Source organism: Thermomonospora umbrina (genome assembly GCF_003386555.1).
GTDB classification, from domain to species: Bacteria; Actinomycetota; Actinomycetes; order Streptosporangiales; family Streptosporangiaceae; genus Thermomonospora; species Thermomonospora umbrina.
In genome coordinates, this window is the sequence record NZ_QTTT01000001.1 from 4430449 (window position 1) to 4445811 (window position 15363).

15 protein-coding genes are annotated in these 15363 nt (G+C 72.9%); 12 read left to right on the forward strand and 3 right to left on the reverse strand.

Going from position 1 to position 15363, the window contains the following annotated elements; all coding sequences use genetic code 11:
• Positions 1-57 precede the first annotated feature (57 nt).
• Positions 58-528, forward strand: coding sequence for a MarR family winged helix-turn-helix transcriptional regulator (locus DFJ69_RS19690; protein WP_147312371.1), 471 nt, complete (start codon positions 58-60; stop codon positions 526-528).
• Between the two features lie 19 nt (positions 529-547).
• On the opposite strand, the gene DFJ69_RS19695 is transcribed toward DFJ69_RS19690, so the two are convergent.
• The gene (locus tag DFJ69_RS19695) at positions 548-1207 is read right to left on the reverse strand and encodes a TetR/AcrR family transcriptional regulator (protein ID WP_245974466.1); all 660 of its coding nucleotides are present in this window, start codon (positions 1205-1207) and stop codon (positions 548-550) included.
• A gap of 208 nt (positions 1208-1415) precedes the next feature.
• Here DFJ69_RS19695 and DFJ69_RS19700 point away from each other — a divergent pair, with 208 nt between their 5' ends.
• From DFJ69_RS19700 to DFJ69_RS19710, 3 genes are all read left to right on the forward strand, one after another.
• A complete protein-coding gene (locus DFJ69_RS19700) occupies positions 1416-2183 on the forward strand; it encodes an SDR family oxidoreductase (RefSeq protein ID WP_116023961.1) in 768 nt (255 codons plus the stop codon).
• Between the two features lie 14 nt (positions 2184-2197).
• Positions 2198-3154 carry an LLM class F420-dependent oxidoreductase gene (locus tag DFJ69_RS19705; RefSeq protein WP_116023962.1) on the forward strand — a complete coding sequence of 319 codons (957 nt, stop codon included), beginning with the start codon at positions 2198-2200 and terminating at the stop codon, positions 3152-3154.
• Between the two features lie 70 nt (positions 3155-3224).
• Positions 3225-3521 carry a Fe-S cluster assembly protein HesB gene (locus tag DFJ69_RS19710; RefSeq protein ID WP_116023963.1) on the forward strand — a complete coding sequence of 99 codons (297 nt, stop codon included), beginning with the start codon at positions 3225-3227 and terminating at the stop codon, positions 3519-3521.
• A 58-nt stretch (positions 3522-3579) separates the two neighbouring features.
• Here the strand turns inward: DFJ69_RS19710 and DFJ69_RS19715 are convergent, their stop codons facing one another.
• Positions 3580-4941 (reverse strand): amidase, encoded by a 1362-nt coding sequence (locus DFJ69_RS19715; protein WP_116023964.1) that lies wholly within the window; start codon positions 4939-4941, stop codon positions 3580-3582.
• A gap of 59 nt (positions 4942-5000) precedes the next feature.
• Between DFJ69_RS19715 and DFJ69_RS19720 the strand changes: the two genes are divergently transcribed.
• From DFJ69_RS19720 to DFJ69_RS19745, 6 genes are all read left to right on the forward strand, one after another.
• The gene (locus DFJ69_RS19720; RefSeq protein WP_116023965.1) at positions 5001-5645 is read left to right on the forward strand and encodes an MBL fold metallo-hydrolase; all 645 of its coding nucleotides are present in this window, start codon (positions 5001-5003) and stop codon (positions 5643-5645) included.
• Positions 5642-6301, forward strand: coding sequence for an HAD family hydrolase (locus DFJ69_RS19725; RefSeq protein WP_116023966.1), 660 nt, complete (start codon positions 5642-5644; stop codon positions 6299-6301). Before DFJ69_RS19720 ends, DFJ69_RS19725 begins: the two co-directional genes overlap by 4 nt.
• 136 nt (positions 6302-6437) lie before the next feature.
• Complete coding sequence (locus tag DFJ69_RS19730) at positions 6438-6668, forward strand: PspC domain-containing protein (protein WP_116023967.1); 231 nt, start codon at positions 6438-6440, stop codon at positions 6666-6668.
• A gap of 8 nt (positions 6669-6676) precedes the next feature.
• Entirely contained in the window at positions 6677-7030 is a 354-nt protein-coding gene (locus tag DFJ69_RS19735; protein WP_116023968.1) for a VOC family protein, read from the forward strand.
• A 48-nt stretch (positions 7031-7078) separates the two neighbouring features.
• Entirely contained in the window at positions 7079-7462 is a 384-nt protein-coding gene (locus DFJ69_RS19740; protein WP_116023969.1) for a hypothetical protein, read from the forward strand.
• A gap of 28 nt (positions 7463-7490) precedes the next feature.
• Positions 7491-8222 (forward strand): UPF0158 family protein, encoded by a 732-nt coding sequence (locus tag DFJ69_RS19745; RefSeq protein ID WP_116023970.1) that lies wholly within the window; start codon positions 7491-7493, stop codon positions 8220-8222.
• Positions 8223-8225: 3 nt separating this feature from the next.
• On the opposite strand, the gene lysX is transcribed toward DFJ69_RS19745, so the two are convergent.
• Positions 8226-11594 (reverse strand): bifunctional lysylphosphatidylglycerol synthetase/lysine--tRNA ligase LysX, encoded by a 3369-nt coding sequence (gene lysX, locus DFJ69_RS19750; protein ID WP_116023971.1) that lies wholly within the window; start codon positions 11592-11594, stop codon positions 8226-8228.
• A 183-nt stretch (positions 11595-11777) separates the two neighbouring features.
• Here lysX and DFJ69_RS35665 point away from each other — a divergent pair, with 183 nt between their 5' ends.
• Together DFJ69_RS35665 and DFJ69_RS19765 are read left to right on the forward strand one after the other, a co-directional pair.
• Positions 11778-13691 carry a serine/threonine-protein kinase gene (locus DFJ69_RS35665; RefSeq protein ID WP_245974467.1) on the forward strand — a complete coding sequence of 638 codons (1914 nt, stop codon included), beginning with the start codon at positions 11778-11780 and terminating at the stop codon, positions 13689-13691.
• Between the two features lie 27 nt (positions 13692-13718).
• A complete protein-coding gene (locus DFJ69_RS19765) occupies positions 13719-15311 on the forward strand; it encodes a serine/threonine-protein kinase (protein ID WP_116023972.1) in 1593 nt (530 codons plus the stop codon).
• Positions 15312-15363 lie beyond the last annotated feature (52 nt).

Here is a 15363-nt window from a genome sequence, read left to right on the forward strand (position 1 = left end):
CTAGGGTTCAGGTACGAAGCCACCGTTGGGAGCTGTCACCGGAAGAAGGTTGTGGACGTGCCGGATCGCGCCGAGCTGATCGAGGAACTGCGGCTGTCCATGCAGCGCAGCACCATGTGGACCGTGCTGCTGCACCACACCACGGCGAGCAAGGCGGGCATCAACGTGACCGACGCCCAGTGCGTCAACATGCTCGTCCTGGACGGGCCCAAGACCCCCGGCCGGCTCGCCCGGGAGATGGGCCTGACCACCGGCGGGGCGATCACCACGGTCATCGACCGGCTGGAGCGGGCCGGGTACGTGAAGCGGACCCGTGACCCGGAGGACCGTCGCCGCGTCATCGTGGAGCCCGTCCCGGAGACGGTGGCGCGCTTCTCGGCCTACTTCGAGCCGATCGCGCGCGCCTCCGGGGCCCACATCGAGGGCCTCACCGATGAGCAGCTCGACTTCCTGGTGCGGTGGATGCGGGGGATGTCCGCGCTCATGCCCGACGTGATCGAGGAGATCCAGGCACTGCCCAACGCCTGAGCCGAGGGCCCGCCCCCGGTCAGCCGGCCGCTCCGGGCGGCCCCCACTCCTCCGCGTCGGGGATGGCGAACACGTTGAGCAGGCCGTCGAGCAGCCCCGGCAGGTCGGCGGTCTCGCCGCGCCGGATGCGGGTGTGGACGACGTCGTGGATGCCGCCGACCAGCGTCTCCGCGGTCAGCCCCGGGTCGGGGTAGCGCGGGAACAGCTCGCGGAGGTTGTCCTCGACCATCTGGATGAACGCCCGCTTGCCCTCGTCGTGCCGGTCGGCGACCTCGGGGCCGGCGGCCATGCTCTCCACGATGAACGCCCGGGCCGCCAGCGGCTCGTTCGCCAGGAACGCGAGGAACGCCGACAGGCCGGCGCGCAGCCGTTCCAGGGCGTCGGTCTCCCGCTCGTAGGCCAGCACGACCTGGTCGATGACCCGGTTCGCCATCATGTCGTGCGCCTGCATGAAGGCGTCGTCCTTGTTGCGGAAGTGCTCGTAGAACGTGCTGCGCGAGACCTCCGCCCGGCCGATGATCGCCTCCACCGTGAGCTGCCCGAAGCCCTCCGTTCCCGCCACCTCGATGACGGCGGTCAGGATGCGCGAGATCTGGTGGCCCACCACGTAGTCGCGGGTGTACTGATGCCGTCCGGAGGGCAGCTTGCCGGCGCGCCCGAGCGCCGTCGTGTCCGTCATGCGTTCTTCCATGTCCGCCTGGTCACCGTATGGAATGCCCCAACCCCGAAGGGCGATCGTCTCATGTTCGGCCCCGCGGGACGTACCGGACGGATCAACGTACGACGGTCGCGAAGAGATCCCGGGTCGGCCCGGCACATACCGACTGGTCGGTCACGACTACCCTGAATGCCATTCGGGCCCGAGTCCCGAGGATCGAGGAGTGCGCATGCGGACCGGACTGCAGGGCAAGACGGCGCTGATCACCGGCGCCTCGCGAGGGATCGGCAGGGCCATCGCCACCGCGCTGGCCGCGGAGGGCGCCAACGTGGTGCTGTCCTCCCGCAGGCAGGAGTCGCTGGACGAGGTCGCCGCCGAGCTGCGCGCGGCCCACCCCGACGCGGGCGTGCTGGCCAAGGCCGCGCACGTCGGCGACGCCGACCAGGCCGCGGCCTGCGTGGAGGCGGCCGTCGAGGAGTTCGGCGGGATCGACGTGCTGGTCAACAACGCCGGCACCAACCCCTACTTCGGCCCGATGGTCGACCTGGACCTCGCCCGCGCCGAGAAGACCGTGCAGGTCAACCAATTCGCCATCGTCCAGTGGACCTCCCTGGCCTGGAAGCGGTCGATGGCCGAGCGGGGCGGGGCGATCGTCAACATCGCCAGCGTCGGCGGCATGGTCACCGAGCACGGGATCGGGTACTACAACGCGACCAAGGCCGCCGTCATCCATCTGACCAGGCAGTTCGCCGTGGAGCTGGCCCCTGTCGTGCGGGTCAACGCCATCGCCCCCGGACTGGTCAAGACCCAGCTCGCCCGGGCGCTGTGGGAGCCCAACGAGGAGGCCATCAGCAAGGCCCTCCCGCTGGGCCGGCTCGGCGAGCCCGAGGACATCGCCCACGCCGCCGTCTTCCTGGCCGGTGACACCGCCTCCTGGATGACCGGCCAGACCCTCGTCGTGGACGGCGGCTCCATCGTCCGCCCGGCCATCGCCTGAAAGGAACCGCGACCATGACCGCACGCTGGGGACTGACCATCCCGATGACCGGGGTCCCGCTCGCCGACCACCGGGAGATCGTCGAAGGGCTCACCGACCTGGGCTACACCGACGCCTGGTCGTCGGAGACCAACGGGCCCGACGCCTTCACCCCGCTCGCCCTCGCCGCGCAATGGGGCCCCGAGTTGCGCCTCGGCCCGGCCATCGTGCCGGTGTACACCCGGGGCCCGGCCCTGCTCGCCCAGCAGGCCGCGACCCTGGCGGAGCTGGCCCCCGGCCGCTTCGTGCTCGGCATCGGCACCAGCTCCGACACGATCGTGCAGCGCTGGAACGGCATCCCCTTCACCGAGCCGTACCAGAGGGTCAGGGACACTCTGCGGTTCCTGCGCAAGGCCCTGGCGGGGGAGAAGGTGACCGACGAGGCCCTCGGCGTCAAGGGATTCCGCTTGGAGAAGGCCCCCGACCAGGCGCCGCCGATCGTGCTGGCCGCGCTGCGCCCGGGGATGCTCCGGCTGGCCTCCCGCGAGGCCGACGGGGCGATCACCAACTGGCTGGCCCCGCACGACGTCCGCACCGTCCGGGGCGAGCTGGGCGAGGAGCCCGAGCTGCTGGCCCGGCTGTTCGTCTGCCCCACCGACGACGCCGAGGAGGCCCGCGCCATCGGCCGGTGGATGATCGCCGCGTACATGACCGTCCCCGTCTACCGGGCGTTCCACGAGTGGCTCGGCCGGGGCGACGCGCTCAAGCCGATGAACGACGCGTGGGCGGCGGGCGACCGCAAGGGCGCCCTGGAGGTCATCCCCGACGAGGTGGTCGACGACCTGATCGTGCACGGCTCCCCGGCCGCCTGCCGGGACCGCATCCGCGAGTACGTGGACGCCGGCCTGACCACGCCCATCGTCGCGGTGGTCCCGACCGGAGGGCTCGCACCCGCCGACGCCGTACGGGCGCTGGCCCCCTCGGCGGGCTGAGCGAGGGGTTTATCGGAAGGGCCGCAGGGCAGGGTGGGCGGGTCCGGAATCCGAACGTGAGGAGCAGACCGTGCTCACCCTGACCAGCGGCGCCGTCCAGGTGATCCGCACCGTGACCGCCAACCCCGAACTGCCACCGGAGACGGGGATCCGCATCACGTCGGGAGTCAACGGCTCGCAGGCGCTCACCCTGTCCGTCGCCGCCCGTCCCGAGCAGGGGGACGAGGTCGTCGAGGCGGAGGGCGCCCGCGTGTACCTCGAACCCACCGCCGCGACGATGCTGGAGGACAAGACCCTCGACGCCGAGGTCGACCCGCAGGGCGACGTCGCGTTCACCATCGCCGAGGGCCCCGAGGCGATGGCCTGACCGACCCGCCCCACCGGGGTGCCGTGCGCTCGGAACGGGCGCGGCGCCCCGGTGAGGATCAGGATGTGTAGCCGGGGGCGTACCTCGTCCAGGGGCGGGCGGCCTCCAACTGGGCGGCCAGGCCCAGGAGCAGCGCCTCGTTGCCCGGGGCCGCCACGAGTTGCACGCCGATGGGCAGCCCGGCGGAGCTGAGCCCCATCGGGACCGAGGCGGCGGGGAAGCCCGCCAGGTTCCAGATGCCGGTGAGGGGCGCGTACGTCAAGGACGACGCGACGCTGCGCAGCCAGGAGCGCTCACCGCCGGAACGGGCGGGCGGCGCCTGACGGGCCAACGTCGGCATCACGAGCACGTCCCGGCGTTCGAACAGCGGCCCGACGGCCGTGCGGAGCCGCTCACGGTCGGTGTCCAGCGGCGGGCGCATCCTGCGCACGGCGCGGCCCGCGCGGGCGTGCTTGCGCGTACGGCTCTCCAGATCCGGATGGGACAGGTACGGCTCGGCGTCGGCGGCCGGGTAGGCCAGCCATCGGCCGACGACGCCCGTGCCCGCCCACAGCGGGTAGTGCGGGTCGTCGCGCCGCACGTCGTGGCCCACGCCCACCAGGGCCGTGCCCGCGTGCAGCACGGCGGCCCGCAGCTCCCGCTGGATCGTGATCCCGGGCGCGGGAGGCTTGACGGACAGGGCGACCCGGAGCACCCCCGACGGGGGCGCGGGCGAGGCCAGGGCCGGGTCGTCCGCCATCACCGACAGGGCGAGCGCCGCGTCGGCGACGGTGGTGGTCATCGGCCCGTTCTCCGAGAGGCCGCCCCAACTGTCGGCGCCGATCTCGGCCGGGACGACGCCGGGCCCGGGCTTGAAGCCGAACAGGCCGCAGTTGGCGGACGGGATGCGGATGGAGCCCGCGCCGTCGTTGCCGTGCGCGATCGGGACCAGGCCCGCCGCCACGGCCGCCCCCGCGCCGCCGGACGACCCACCCGGAGTGCGGCGGGTGTCCCACGGGTTGCGGGCGACGCCGAACGCGTTGTCGGTGAACGGGTAGATGGCCAGCTCCGGCAGGTTGGTGAGGCCGACCACGATCGCGCCGGCCGCCCGCAGCCGCGCCACCACGGGATGGTCGGCGGGCTGCGGGGTGTCGGGCGTGGCGGCCGAGCCGACCCGCATCGGCTCCCCGGCCACCGGCACGTTGTCCTTGATCGCCACCGGCACCCCGGCCAGCGGCAGGTCCGCGCGGTCCGCCCGCCCGTCCAGTCGCTCGGCCTCGGCGAGCGCCCGCTTCGTCCGCACCCGCACGAACGCGCCCAACTCGCCGTCGAGGGCCGAGATCCGGTCCAGATGACGTTCCACGACCTCGCGCGCGGTGACCTCGCCGGCCCGCACCGCCGCCGCGATCTCCGTCGCCGTCCGACCCACCCAGTCGCTCATGCTCCGAGTGTCTCATTGGTCGGGAATCGGGAGGGAAGGGCGCATGAAAACATGGGGTCATGGAGTTGACCAAGCTGGGGCACGCCTGCGTGCGGCTGAGCAAGGGCGACCGCACGCTCGTCATCGACCCCGGGGCCCTGACCGCCGAGCGACACGCCCTCGAGGGCGCGGACGCCGTGCTGATCACCCACGAGCACTTCGACCACTTCGACGAGGACCGGCTCCGGCAGGCCATGGTCGCCAACCCGGACCTGGAGATCTACGCCTCCGGCGTCGTCGCGGGCAGGCTCGCCGACCTCGGAGGCCGGGTGAAGAGGACCGGCCACGGCGACGCGCTCACCGTCGCCGGGTTCGAGGTGCACGTGTACGGCGAGGACCACGAGATCCTCGACCCCGACCTGCCGCCCATCCCCAACACCGGCTACCTGGTGGACGGGGAGGTCTTCCACCCCGGTGACGCGCTGACCGTGCCCGCCGCGCCCGTGCCGACGCTGTGCCTGCCGGGCAACGCGCCGTGGATGAAGGTCTCCGAGATGTACGCCTACGTCAAGGAGGTGGCCCCCGAGCGCGCGTACGTCATCCACGACGGCCTCCTCAACGACGTCGGCCTCATGGTGATGGAGAACCACGTGGGCAACGCCGCCAAGAAGGCCGACAAGGAGTACCGACGTCTCCTCCCCGGAGAGTCGGTGCGGCTCCCTTGACGGCGATCGAGGCGGTCTTCTTCGACATCGGCGAGACCCTCGTCAACGAGGGCGAGATCTATGGGCGCTGGGCCGACTGGCTCGGCGTGCCCCGCCACACGTTCCTCACCAAGCTGGGCGCGGTGCTGGCCGGCGGCGGCACCTACATGGAGCTGTTCGACTACTTCCGCCCCGGGTTCGACCTGGCGATGGAGGAGAAGCGGAGGGCCGAGGCGGGGGTCCCGAACGGCTTCACCGAGGAGGACCTGTACGTCGACGCCCGGGTGTGCCTGGAGGGGCTCCGGGCGCAGGGCCTGTACGTGGGCGTGGCGGGCAACCAGCCGGTGGAGGCCACCGCCCAGTTCGCCGCGCTCGGCCTCGACGCGGACGTGGTCGGCATCTCGGCGGTGTGGGGCGTCGAGAAGCCCTCGCCGGAGTTCTTCGCCCGCTGCGTCGAGGCATGCGGGGTCGCCCCGGACCGCGTGCTCTACGTGGGGGACCGCATCGACAACGACGTCCGTCCGGCGCTGGCGTTCGGGATGCAGGCGGCGTTCCTGCGGCGCGGGCCGTGGGGCCACATCCAGCGCGACGACGAGGCGCTGCGCCGCTGCCGCTTCGTGCTCGACGGCCTCGCCGAGCTTCCCGACCTCGTCGCCCGGCACAACGGCGTCCCCTAGGGGTTGTCCCTTAATCCTCGGGTATGGGCCGGGGACCAACCCTCCAGGTGATTCGGACGGGGTCGTCCGGTTCCTAGCGTGAAGACATCGACGCTGGAACCGGCGGCCCGGAAGGGCCCGGAGGGAGATACCGAAAATGACCGGTCTGTATCGGCCCCGTCAGGGCAGGATGATCGCGGGAGTGTGCGCCGGACTGGCGCGCCGTTTCGGCGTGAAGCCGTGGACGGTGCGTGCGCTGGCGCTGCTCTCCTGTCTACTGCCCGGTCCGCAGTTCGTGGTCTACCTGGTGCTGTGGATCATGTTGCCGAACGAGGAGAGGTACCTTGCCCGTACCGACGCCCGTACCGACGCCCGCGCCCATCACTGAGGGCGCCCATGGCTAGCTCCTGGAACTGGCTCGTCGTCGACTGTGCCGACCCCCGCCGGCTGGCGGAGTTCTGGGCCCGGGTGCTGGAGTTCAAGATCCTGGACGAGGACGACGAGAGCGTCGCGCTGGGACTGGACACGAGCACCTTCCCCAAGATCCTCTTCCTGAGGGTGCCCGAGCCCAAGACCGTCAAGAACCGGCTGCACATGGACCTGAGCCCCGACGACCAGGCCGCCGAGGTCGAGCGCATCCTGGCGCTGGGCGCCCGCCGCGCCGACATCGGGCAGGGGGAGGAGTCCTGGGTGGTGCTGGCCGACCCCGAGGGCAACGAGTTCTGCGTCCTGAGCGCCGACGACCACTGATCGGGCCCGGTTCGGACCACCGGCCCGTTCACGGAATGATCGGTGTCCATGGACACAGCGGAACTGGTGGAGACCTGGCGCCGGATCATCCTCGGCGACGACAAGTCCTGGGTGCTCTTCGCCCACGGCACGGTGGTCGTCCTCACCGAGCCGGGCGACGACCTCGAGGGCGAGGCGACCGGGATCCTGCGCGACCACGGCCCCGTGCGGGCCGGGACCCCCTCGGCCGACTTCGGCATCGTGGACCTCGACGACGCCCCCGGCTGGGTGATCTACGGGGACCACCCCGACGTGCTGACCTACGTCGCCCCCGACGAGCTGGACGCCGACCCGGAGGACCTCGCCGTGGGCCTGCACGGGCGTGCCAAGCGCAACGACGACGGCACCGAACTCCGGATCGTGCACGTCGAGGACAGGCGGCCCGTCGAATGATCACGGCAGAGTTCTGTACAAAGAGACCGTGAACACCTGGGACGGCGCATCGCTCGAACGGTTGCGCGCCGCCGTGCATCGGCGGGACGGGGCCGAGGGCGTGCGACTCCTGGCCGAGTACCCGCCGGGCCCCGTGCTGCAGTACGCCGGCGACGTCCTCGTCGCCGCGCTGGGCGCGGGCGTCCCCGAGGCCGGGCCGCTCGCCCGACAGTGCCTGGAGGCGCTGACGGCCCGCGCCCTTCCGGGCGACGCCGAGTTGGCCGACGACCTCGCCGCCGCCCTGGGGCTGCGCCCGCCGCCCGAGGGGCACGCGGTCCCGGTCGACCTCGGGGAGCTGGGGTCCGAGCTGGACGCCGAGCCCGAGGGCGAGATGGAGGGCGAGGTCTACGTCGTCGACCTCCGCCACGGCGACGTCCTGTCCGTCGGAGAGCTGAACGGCGAGGACACCGGCGAGGTCGAACCCGCCTTCGACGAGTCCGACGAACGGTACGACGCGGCCCGCTGGCTGCCGTTCTGGCCCGACCGGGCCAACGCCGAGCGCGACATGGCCGACTTCGCCGCCGCCGTGGCCGACGAGGCCCTCCGCCCCGCGCTGGCGGCGGCCCTCGCCGGGCGCTGGCCGTACCGCCGGTTCCTGGAGGCGATCCGGGACACCCCGGACGACACGCGCTGGCTGCTCTTCCGCGAGGAGCGCCGGCGGGGCCGGGCCCGCGCCTGGCTCGCCGCGCACGGGTACCGGCCCGGCCCCCGCGGCCTGTGACGGCTAGCGGGGACGGGCGAGCGGGAAGGGGATCGTCTCGCGGATGCTGCGGCCGGTCAGGGTGATCAGCAGCCGGTCGATGCCCATGCCCATGCCCCCGGCCGGCGGCATGGCGTACTCCAGGGCCCGCAGGAAGTCCTCGTCGAGCTCCATGGCCTCCGGGTCGCCGCCCGCCGCCAGCAGCGACTGCTCGGTGAGCCGCCGCCGCTGCAGGATCGGGTCGATCAGCTCGCTGTAGGCGGTGCCCAGCTCCAGCCCGAACACGATCAGGTCCCACTTCTCGGCCAGCCGGGGATCGGCGCGGTGCGGCCGGGTCAGCGGCGACGTCGCGGCCGGGTAGTCGCGCACGAACGTGGGGGCCTGCAGCCTCTCCTCGACCAGCGCCTCGAACAGCTCCTGCACGAGCTTGCCCTGGCCCCACTCGGCGTCGAACTCCAGCCCGATCGCGGCGGCCTGCCTGCGGACGTCGGCGGCCGGGGTGTCCGGGGTGATCTCCTCGCCGAGGGCCTCCGACACCGACCCGTACACGGTGATCTCCCGCCACGGCTCGGCCAGGTCGTACTCGCGGCCCCCGCGCTCCACGACGGTGGTGTCCAGCGCCGCCTTCGCGGCGGCCAGCACCAACTCCCGCGTGAGGGTGGCCATGGTGTCGTAGTCGCCGTACGGCTCGTACGCCTCCAGCATCGTGAACTCGGGGTTGTGCTTCGGGGAGACGCCCTCGTTGCGGAAGTTGCGGTTGATCTCGAAGACCTTGCCGACCCCGCCGACCAGCAGCCGCTTGAGGTACAGCTCCGGCGCGATCCGCAGGTAGAGCTGCATGTTGTACGCGTTGATCCGGGTGGTGAACGGACGGGCCGTGGCGCCGCCGTGGATCGGCTGGAGCATCGGCGTCTCGACCTCGAGGTAGCCCCGGTCGCGGAGCCCGTCGCGCACCGCCGCCACCGCGTCGCCGCGCATCCGCAGCATCCGGCGGCTCTCGTCGTTGACGATGAGGTCCACGTACCGCTGACGGATCCGCGCCTCCGGGTCCGACAGGCCGGTGCGCTTGTTGGGCAACGGGTGCAGGCACTTGGCGGTCAGCGTCCACGAGGAGGCCAGCACCGACAGCTCGCCGCGCTTGGACGTGACGACCTCGCCGCAGATGCCCACCTGGTCGCCGAGGTCGATCAGCCGCTTCCAGGCCGCCAGCGAACCCGGCGTGTGCGCATCGGCGGAGTCGGCCGAACACAGCGTGTCGGCGGCCAGCATGACCTGGATGTCGCCGGACTCGTCCCGCAGCGTCACGAACACCAGCCGCCCGTGCTCGCGCGCGAGGACCACGCGTCCGGCCACCGACACCCGGTCGCCGGTCCGCGTGTCGGGCGGCAGGTCGGCGTGCCGGGCGCGGATGTCGGCGGCGTGGTCGGTGCGGTGGAAGCCCAGCGGGTACGGGTCGATGCCCGCGCCGCGGATCTGGTCCAGCTTGGCGTGCCGCACCCGCTCCTGCTCCGACAGCCGGCGCTGCGGGGCGCGGGCGGCCTCCGCCTCCTCCTCGATCCGCCGGATCCCGGCGACCAGCGTGGCGGACGGCCGCAGCCGGGCGGCCCGGTCGAGCCGGGGCCGGGCCAACGTCGGCAGGAAGCCCTCCGCCCGCGCGAACGCCACCCCGAGCCGCACCAGGTCGCGGGACTGCTGGTAGCAGATGAACCGGGGTGCCCAGCTCGGGTTGTACTTGGCGTTGGCCAGGTACAGGGACTCCAACTGCCAGAACTTGGAGGCCACCGACAGCAGCCGGTGCCACAGCCGCGCCACCGGACCCGCGCCGAGCTGGGAGCCCCGCTCGAACGCCGACCGGAGCATGGCGAAGTTCAACGACATCCGCTGCGCGCCGATCAGCGCCGCCTGCTCGGCGACCTTGGCGACCATGTACTCGTTGAGACCGTTCTCGGCGGCCCGGTCGCGGCGCATCAGGTCCAGCGACAGTCCCGTCCGCCCCCACGGCACGAAGCTCAGCAGCCCGCGCAGCTCGCCCCGCGCGTCGAACGCCTCGACCATCACGCAGCGGCCGTCGGTCGGGTCGCCCAGCCGGCCCAGCGCCATCGAGAATCCGCGCTCGGTGGCGCCGTCCCGCCACCGGTCGGCGCTGGCGATCAGGCTCGCCATCTCCTCCGGCGGGATCTGCGCGTGCCGCCGGATCCGGGTGGTGTAGCCCGCCCGCTCGACCCGGCGCACCGCCTGCCTGACCTGGCGCATCTCGCGGCCGTCGAGGCAGAAGTCGCTGAGCTCCACGATGGCCTCGTCGCCCAGCTCCAGGGCGTCGAACCCGTGCCGCCGATAGACGTGTGCGGCCCGTTCGCCGGCGCTGACCACGCCCGGGATCCAGGCGTGCGAGCGGCACTCGGCCAGCCACAGCTCGATCGCCTGGTCCCACGACTCGGGGTCGCCCAGCGGGTCGCCGCTGGCCAGCGAGACCGAGCCCTCCACCCGGTAGGAGATGGCGGCCTTGCCGTTGGGGGCGACGATCACGTCCTTGTCGCGGCGCAGCGCAAAGTAGCCGAGCGAGTCCTGGTCGCCGTACTCGGCCAGCAGTCTCCGGGCGTTCAACTCCTCGCCGGAGCTGAGCACGGCGTCCTGGCGGCCGGGTCGGAACAGCGCCCAGAAGGTGATGATCAGCAGGCCGGTGCCGAGCACCCCGAGCAGCAGGTTGACCCGGGTGGGCACGTCCACGTCGATGGGGCCGCCGGTCACCCCGGGACCGATGACCGTCTGGAGCGCCGCGTACAGGGCGTCCGTCACGAACGAGCCCTCGGGGTCGCGGTTGGTGAGCGTGACCAGCCCGGTGCCGAGCAGCCCGCTGACCGCCAGCACGCCGGAGAACACCTGCAGCGCCAGCCGCCGGTTGGCGCGGTCGGGCAGCGTGTTGAACTCCCGCCGGGCGCACGCCAGCAGCGTCAGCACGATCGCGTACGCCGCGACGGTGACGATCTCGCCGCGCGCGACCGTGTGCCCGGGGTCGACCGCGAGCTTGCCGGCCACCAGCAGGGCGAAGCCGAAGTACGCCCCGAACAGCAGCATCAGGATCCGCCAGGCGGCCTTCTTGCGCCGCCGCACCCCCATCGACAGCAGGATGAGGAGGACGCCGTACGGAAGACTGGCGGTGAAGCCCAGGTAGTAGATCCAGCGCAGCGCCCAGATCCCGCCCAGGTCCCGGATCAGGTCGGAGGAGACGAACGCCAGGATCGACAGCACGCCGGACAGCCGGGTGTACCAGAAGAAGACGTCGGGGGCCGAGGCCGTGACCCGCCGCCATTGGGCGTCCATGCCCGGGCGCGTCGGGCCGGGGCGCGGCGGCGCCTCGGCGCTCCTGGCCGGGCCCTTGGTGTCAGCCGTCATCGGGCCCCCGTCGTGGCGTCGCGGTGTCTTCTCAGTTGTACCGGGTCTCACTCGCTCACACTTCTCAAGCTCGGTGGTCCGGCCGGCGAACCTTCGGCGTGCCGGCCGCGTCCTAGGGGTATGGGGGCCGCGCTGCGCGTGCCCTCTCCGAGGTTGTCAGCAATTGTCGATATGGTCGCGCATATGCCGAACGAGACCGCCGGGGAGAAACTGCTCGCCCGGCGTTACCGCCTGTCGGCCCCGGTCGGCCACGGCGGCATGGGGACGGTCTGGCAGGCTCACGATGAGGTCCTCGGTCGTGACGTGGCGGTGAAAGAGGTCATACTGCCGCACGGTCTGACCGCGGAGGAGCGCGCCGTCCAGTACAAGCGCACGTTCCGCGAGGCCCGCACGGCCGCGCGGCTCGGTCATCCGGGCGTGGTCACCGTATACGACGTCGTCGAGGAGGACGGGCGTCCCTGGATCATCATGGAGCTGATCCGGGCGTCGTCCCTCGACCAGGTGATCAAGCGGGAGGGCCCGCTGCCGATCCGCCGCGCCGCCGACATCGGCCGCCAGATGCTCGCCGCCCTGCACGCCGCCCACGAGGCCGGGGTCCTGCACCGTGACGTCAAGCCCAGCAACGTGCTGGTGGCCGCCGGGGACCGCGCCGTCCTGACCGACTTCGGCATCGCCGTCGCGACCGGCGACGCCACACTCACCCAGACCGGCCTGGTGATGGGCTCGCCCGCCTACATCGCCCCCGAACGGGCCCGCGGCAAGACCGCCGGGCCGGGCTCGGACCTGTGGTCGCTGGGTGTCACCCTGTACGCCATGCTGAACGGCCGCTCGCCGTTCGAGCGGCCCGAGCCCATGGCCTCCCTGGTGGCGATCATCTCCGAGGACCCGGAGCCGTTGCCGACGGCCGGGCCGCTGGCCGCCGTGATCGACGGTCTGCTGCACAAGGACCCGGCCGAGCGGATGAGCGCTCCCGAGGCCGGGATGCTGCTCGACGAGATCGTCCGCGAGGAGTCCGCCGACACCCAGCACACGCGGGTGATGACCCCGCCGCCGACGCCCCCGCCGCACGAGCCGGAGGAGCCGTCCGGCCCGTCCCTGGCCGCCCAGCGCGCCCAGCCCGTCCCGGCCGTCGACGACGACGACCTCGACGGGGCGACCGACGCGGGTGACCTCGGCGATCCGTTGGAGACGCGGTACGACGCGGGCGACCCGTTGGAGACCCGCTACGACGGCGACCCGCTCGCGACCCGGTACGACGCGGGCGAGCCCTCCGACGCGACACCCACCACGGTGGCCCCCCAGGTGGCCGAGCCGACCGGGCCCTCCTCCGCGGGGGCGGAGCCCGCGCCCGTCGACCGGGCGGTGGAGTTCGGCGCCCGGCCGCCCGGCGAGGGCACCCTGCCCGCCGCGGCGTCGTCCTCGTCCACCGTCGGCACCCGTCCGGCCCGCCGCCGTCAGCTCCAGATCGCGGTCGGCGTCGTCGTGGTGCTCCTGCTCCTGCTGGTCAGCGCCATGGCGGTGGCGAACTCCCGCGACGACGAGCCGAAGGGCCGCACCGGCGCCCCCCAGCCCGGGCCCGCGAGGAGCACGGCCGAGTCCTCGCCGAGCAGCGCCTCGCCGTCGACGACCCCGTCCGACGACGGCGTCCCCGAGGGCTTCCGCGAGCACAAGGACGAGACCGGGTTCACCATCGCGATCCCCGACGACTGGCCCGCCCCCACCCGCAAGAATCCGGGCGGCGTGTTCTTCTACGCGCCGGACCGCGACACCTATGTCCAGGTCGACCAGACCGACGACCCGGGCCCGAGCGCCCTGAGGGACTGGGAGAATCTCGAGAGGGCCGACCGGTTCCGCGGCTACGAGCGGATCCGGCTGGAGCCGACCGGCGACCAGCCGCCCGTGCCCGACACCGGCGACGGCAGCAGGTCGGCCGACTGGGAGTTCACCTGGAGCTCCGGCCGGATGCACGGCCTCAACCGCGGCTTCGTGGCCAACGGCCGGGGCTACGCGATCTTCCTGGTGGCCCCGCACAGCGAGTGGGACGAGACCCGCAGGCGTCTGGAGCCGGTCTTCGCCCACTTCGAGCCGGCCGACTGAGCCGGCGCGACGACAAGGATCGACATCATGGCGGGTACGCGGCCCGGGGCTGCGCAGGAGGCGTACGAGGGAAGGCGGATCGGTGGCCGTTACCTGCTGGAGTCGATGCTCGGGCGGGGCGGCATGGGCGCCGTCTGGCGGGCGCGCGACGAGATGCTCGACCGCGACGTGGCGGTCAAGGAGGTCGTGCTCCGGCACGAGTTGAGCGACGCCGAACGCGCGAAGGCGCGCGAGCGGACGCTCCGCGAGGCCCGCGCCACCGCCCGCCTCACCCATCCCGGCATCGTCACCGTGCACGACGTGGTCGACGAGGACGACCGCCCGTGGATCGTCATGGAACTGGTCCGGGCCAGGTCGCTGCAGCAGATCCTGGACGACGGCGGGCCGCTGCCGCCGCGGCGGGTCGCCGACATCGGGCGGCAGATGGCGTCGGCGCTGCGCGCGGCCCACGCCGTGGGCATCCTGCACCGCGACGTCAAGCCCGCCAACGTGCTCGTCACCGAGGAGTGGCGCGCGGTGCTGACCGACTTCGGCATCGCCCGCATGATGGGCGACGCCATGCTCACCCAGACCGGTCTGCTCATCGGCTCGCCCGCCTACATGCCGCCGGAACGCGCCAAGGGCGAGCCCGCCACCCCCGCGTCGGACCTGTGGTCGCTGGGCGCCACCCTGTACGCCGCCTGCGAGGGCCGTCCGCCGCACGAGCGGTCCGAGATCATGGCGGTCCTCGCGGCGGTGATGACCGAGGACCCGCCGCCGCCCCGCAACGCCGGCCCGCTGACCCCGGTGATCGGCGGGCTCCTGCTGCGCGACCCGGTGCATCGGATGACCGCACCGCAGGCCGAGCAGGGGTTGGCCCAGGTGGCCGCCGGGGGCGTGCCGGTGCCGCACGACACCGCGATGCTCCCGGCACCCGAGGCCGGAACGCTCCTGACGTCGCCGCCTCCGCCCCCCTCGGGCGGGTCCGCGAGCCGGACGGGGGTTCTGGCCGTGCTCGGCGTCGTGGCCGTCATCGCGACCCTGGTCGCCGTCGCGCTGGCGATCCGGCCCGACTCCGGTGGTGGGGGTGGCGGTGGCGGTGGCCCGCAGGCCGGCGGCGGCACCACGAGGTCGGCGTCGCCCTCATCGCCCTCGTCGCCCGACACGCGGCCGACGACGGGCCCCGCCGCGACCGACGACGCGGTACGGCCGATCCCGGGCATCATGCTGGTCGGTCGGCCGGGCTTCGAGATCGGCGTGCCGGTCGGCTGGCGGATGTCCGTCCAGGGCAACAGCGTCTTCTGGAACGACCCCGCCTCCGAGGCGTACGTCCAGGTCGACCAGACGATCTGGTCGGGCGACCCGATGGAGCACTGGCGGGAGTGGGAGGGCGAGGTCGTCGCGCGGAACGCGCTGACGGGTTACCGACGGGTCGGGCTGCGCCCGACGGGCGGGGTCGGTTATCGTTCCGCGGATCTCGAGTTCACCTGGCGCAGCCGCGACGGCGTGCCCATGCACGGCATCGACCGGGGCGCCGTGGTGAACGGGCGGCCTTTCGCGGTGTTCGTGGCCATCCCGCAGGAGCGGTGGGACGATAGCCGGGAAAAGGTGAACAATATCCTCGACACGTTCCGGCCCTAGCGGCCGGCACCGCGGGAGGGACTCAGGCGTCCCAGACGGGGGACCATTCAGT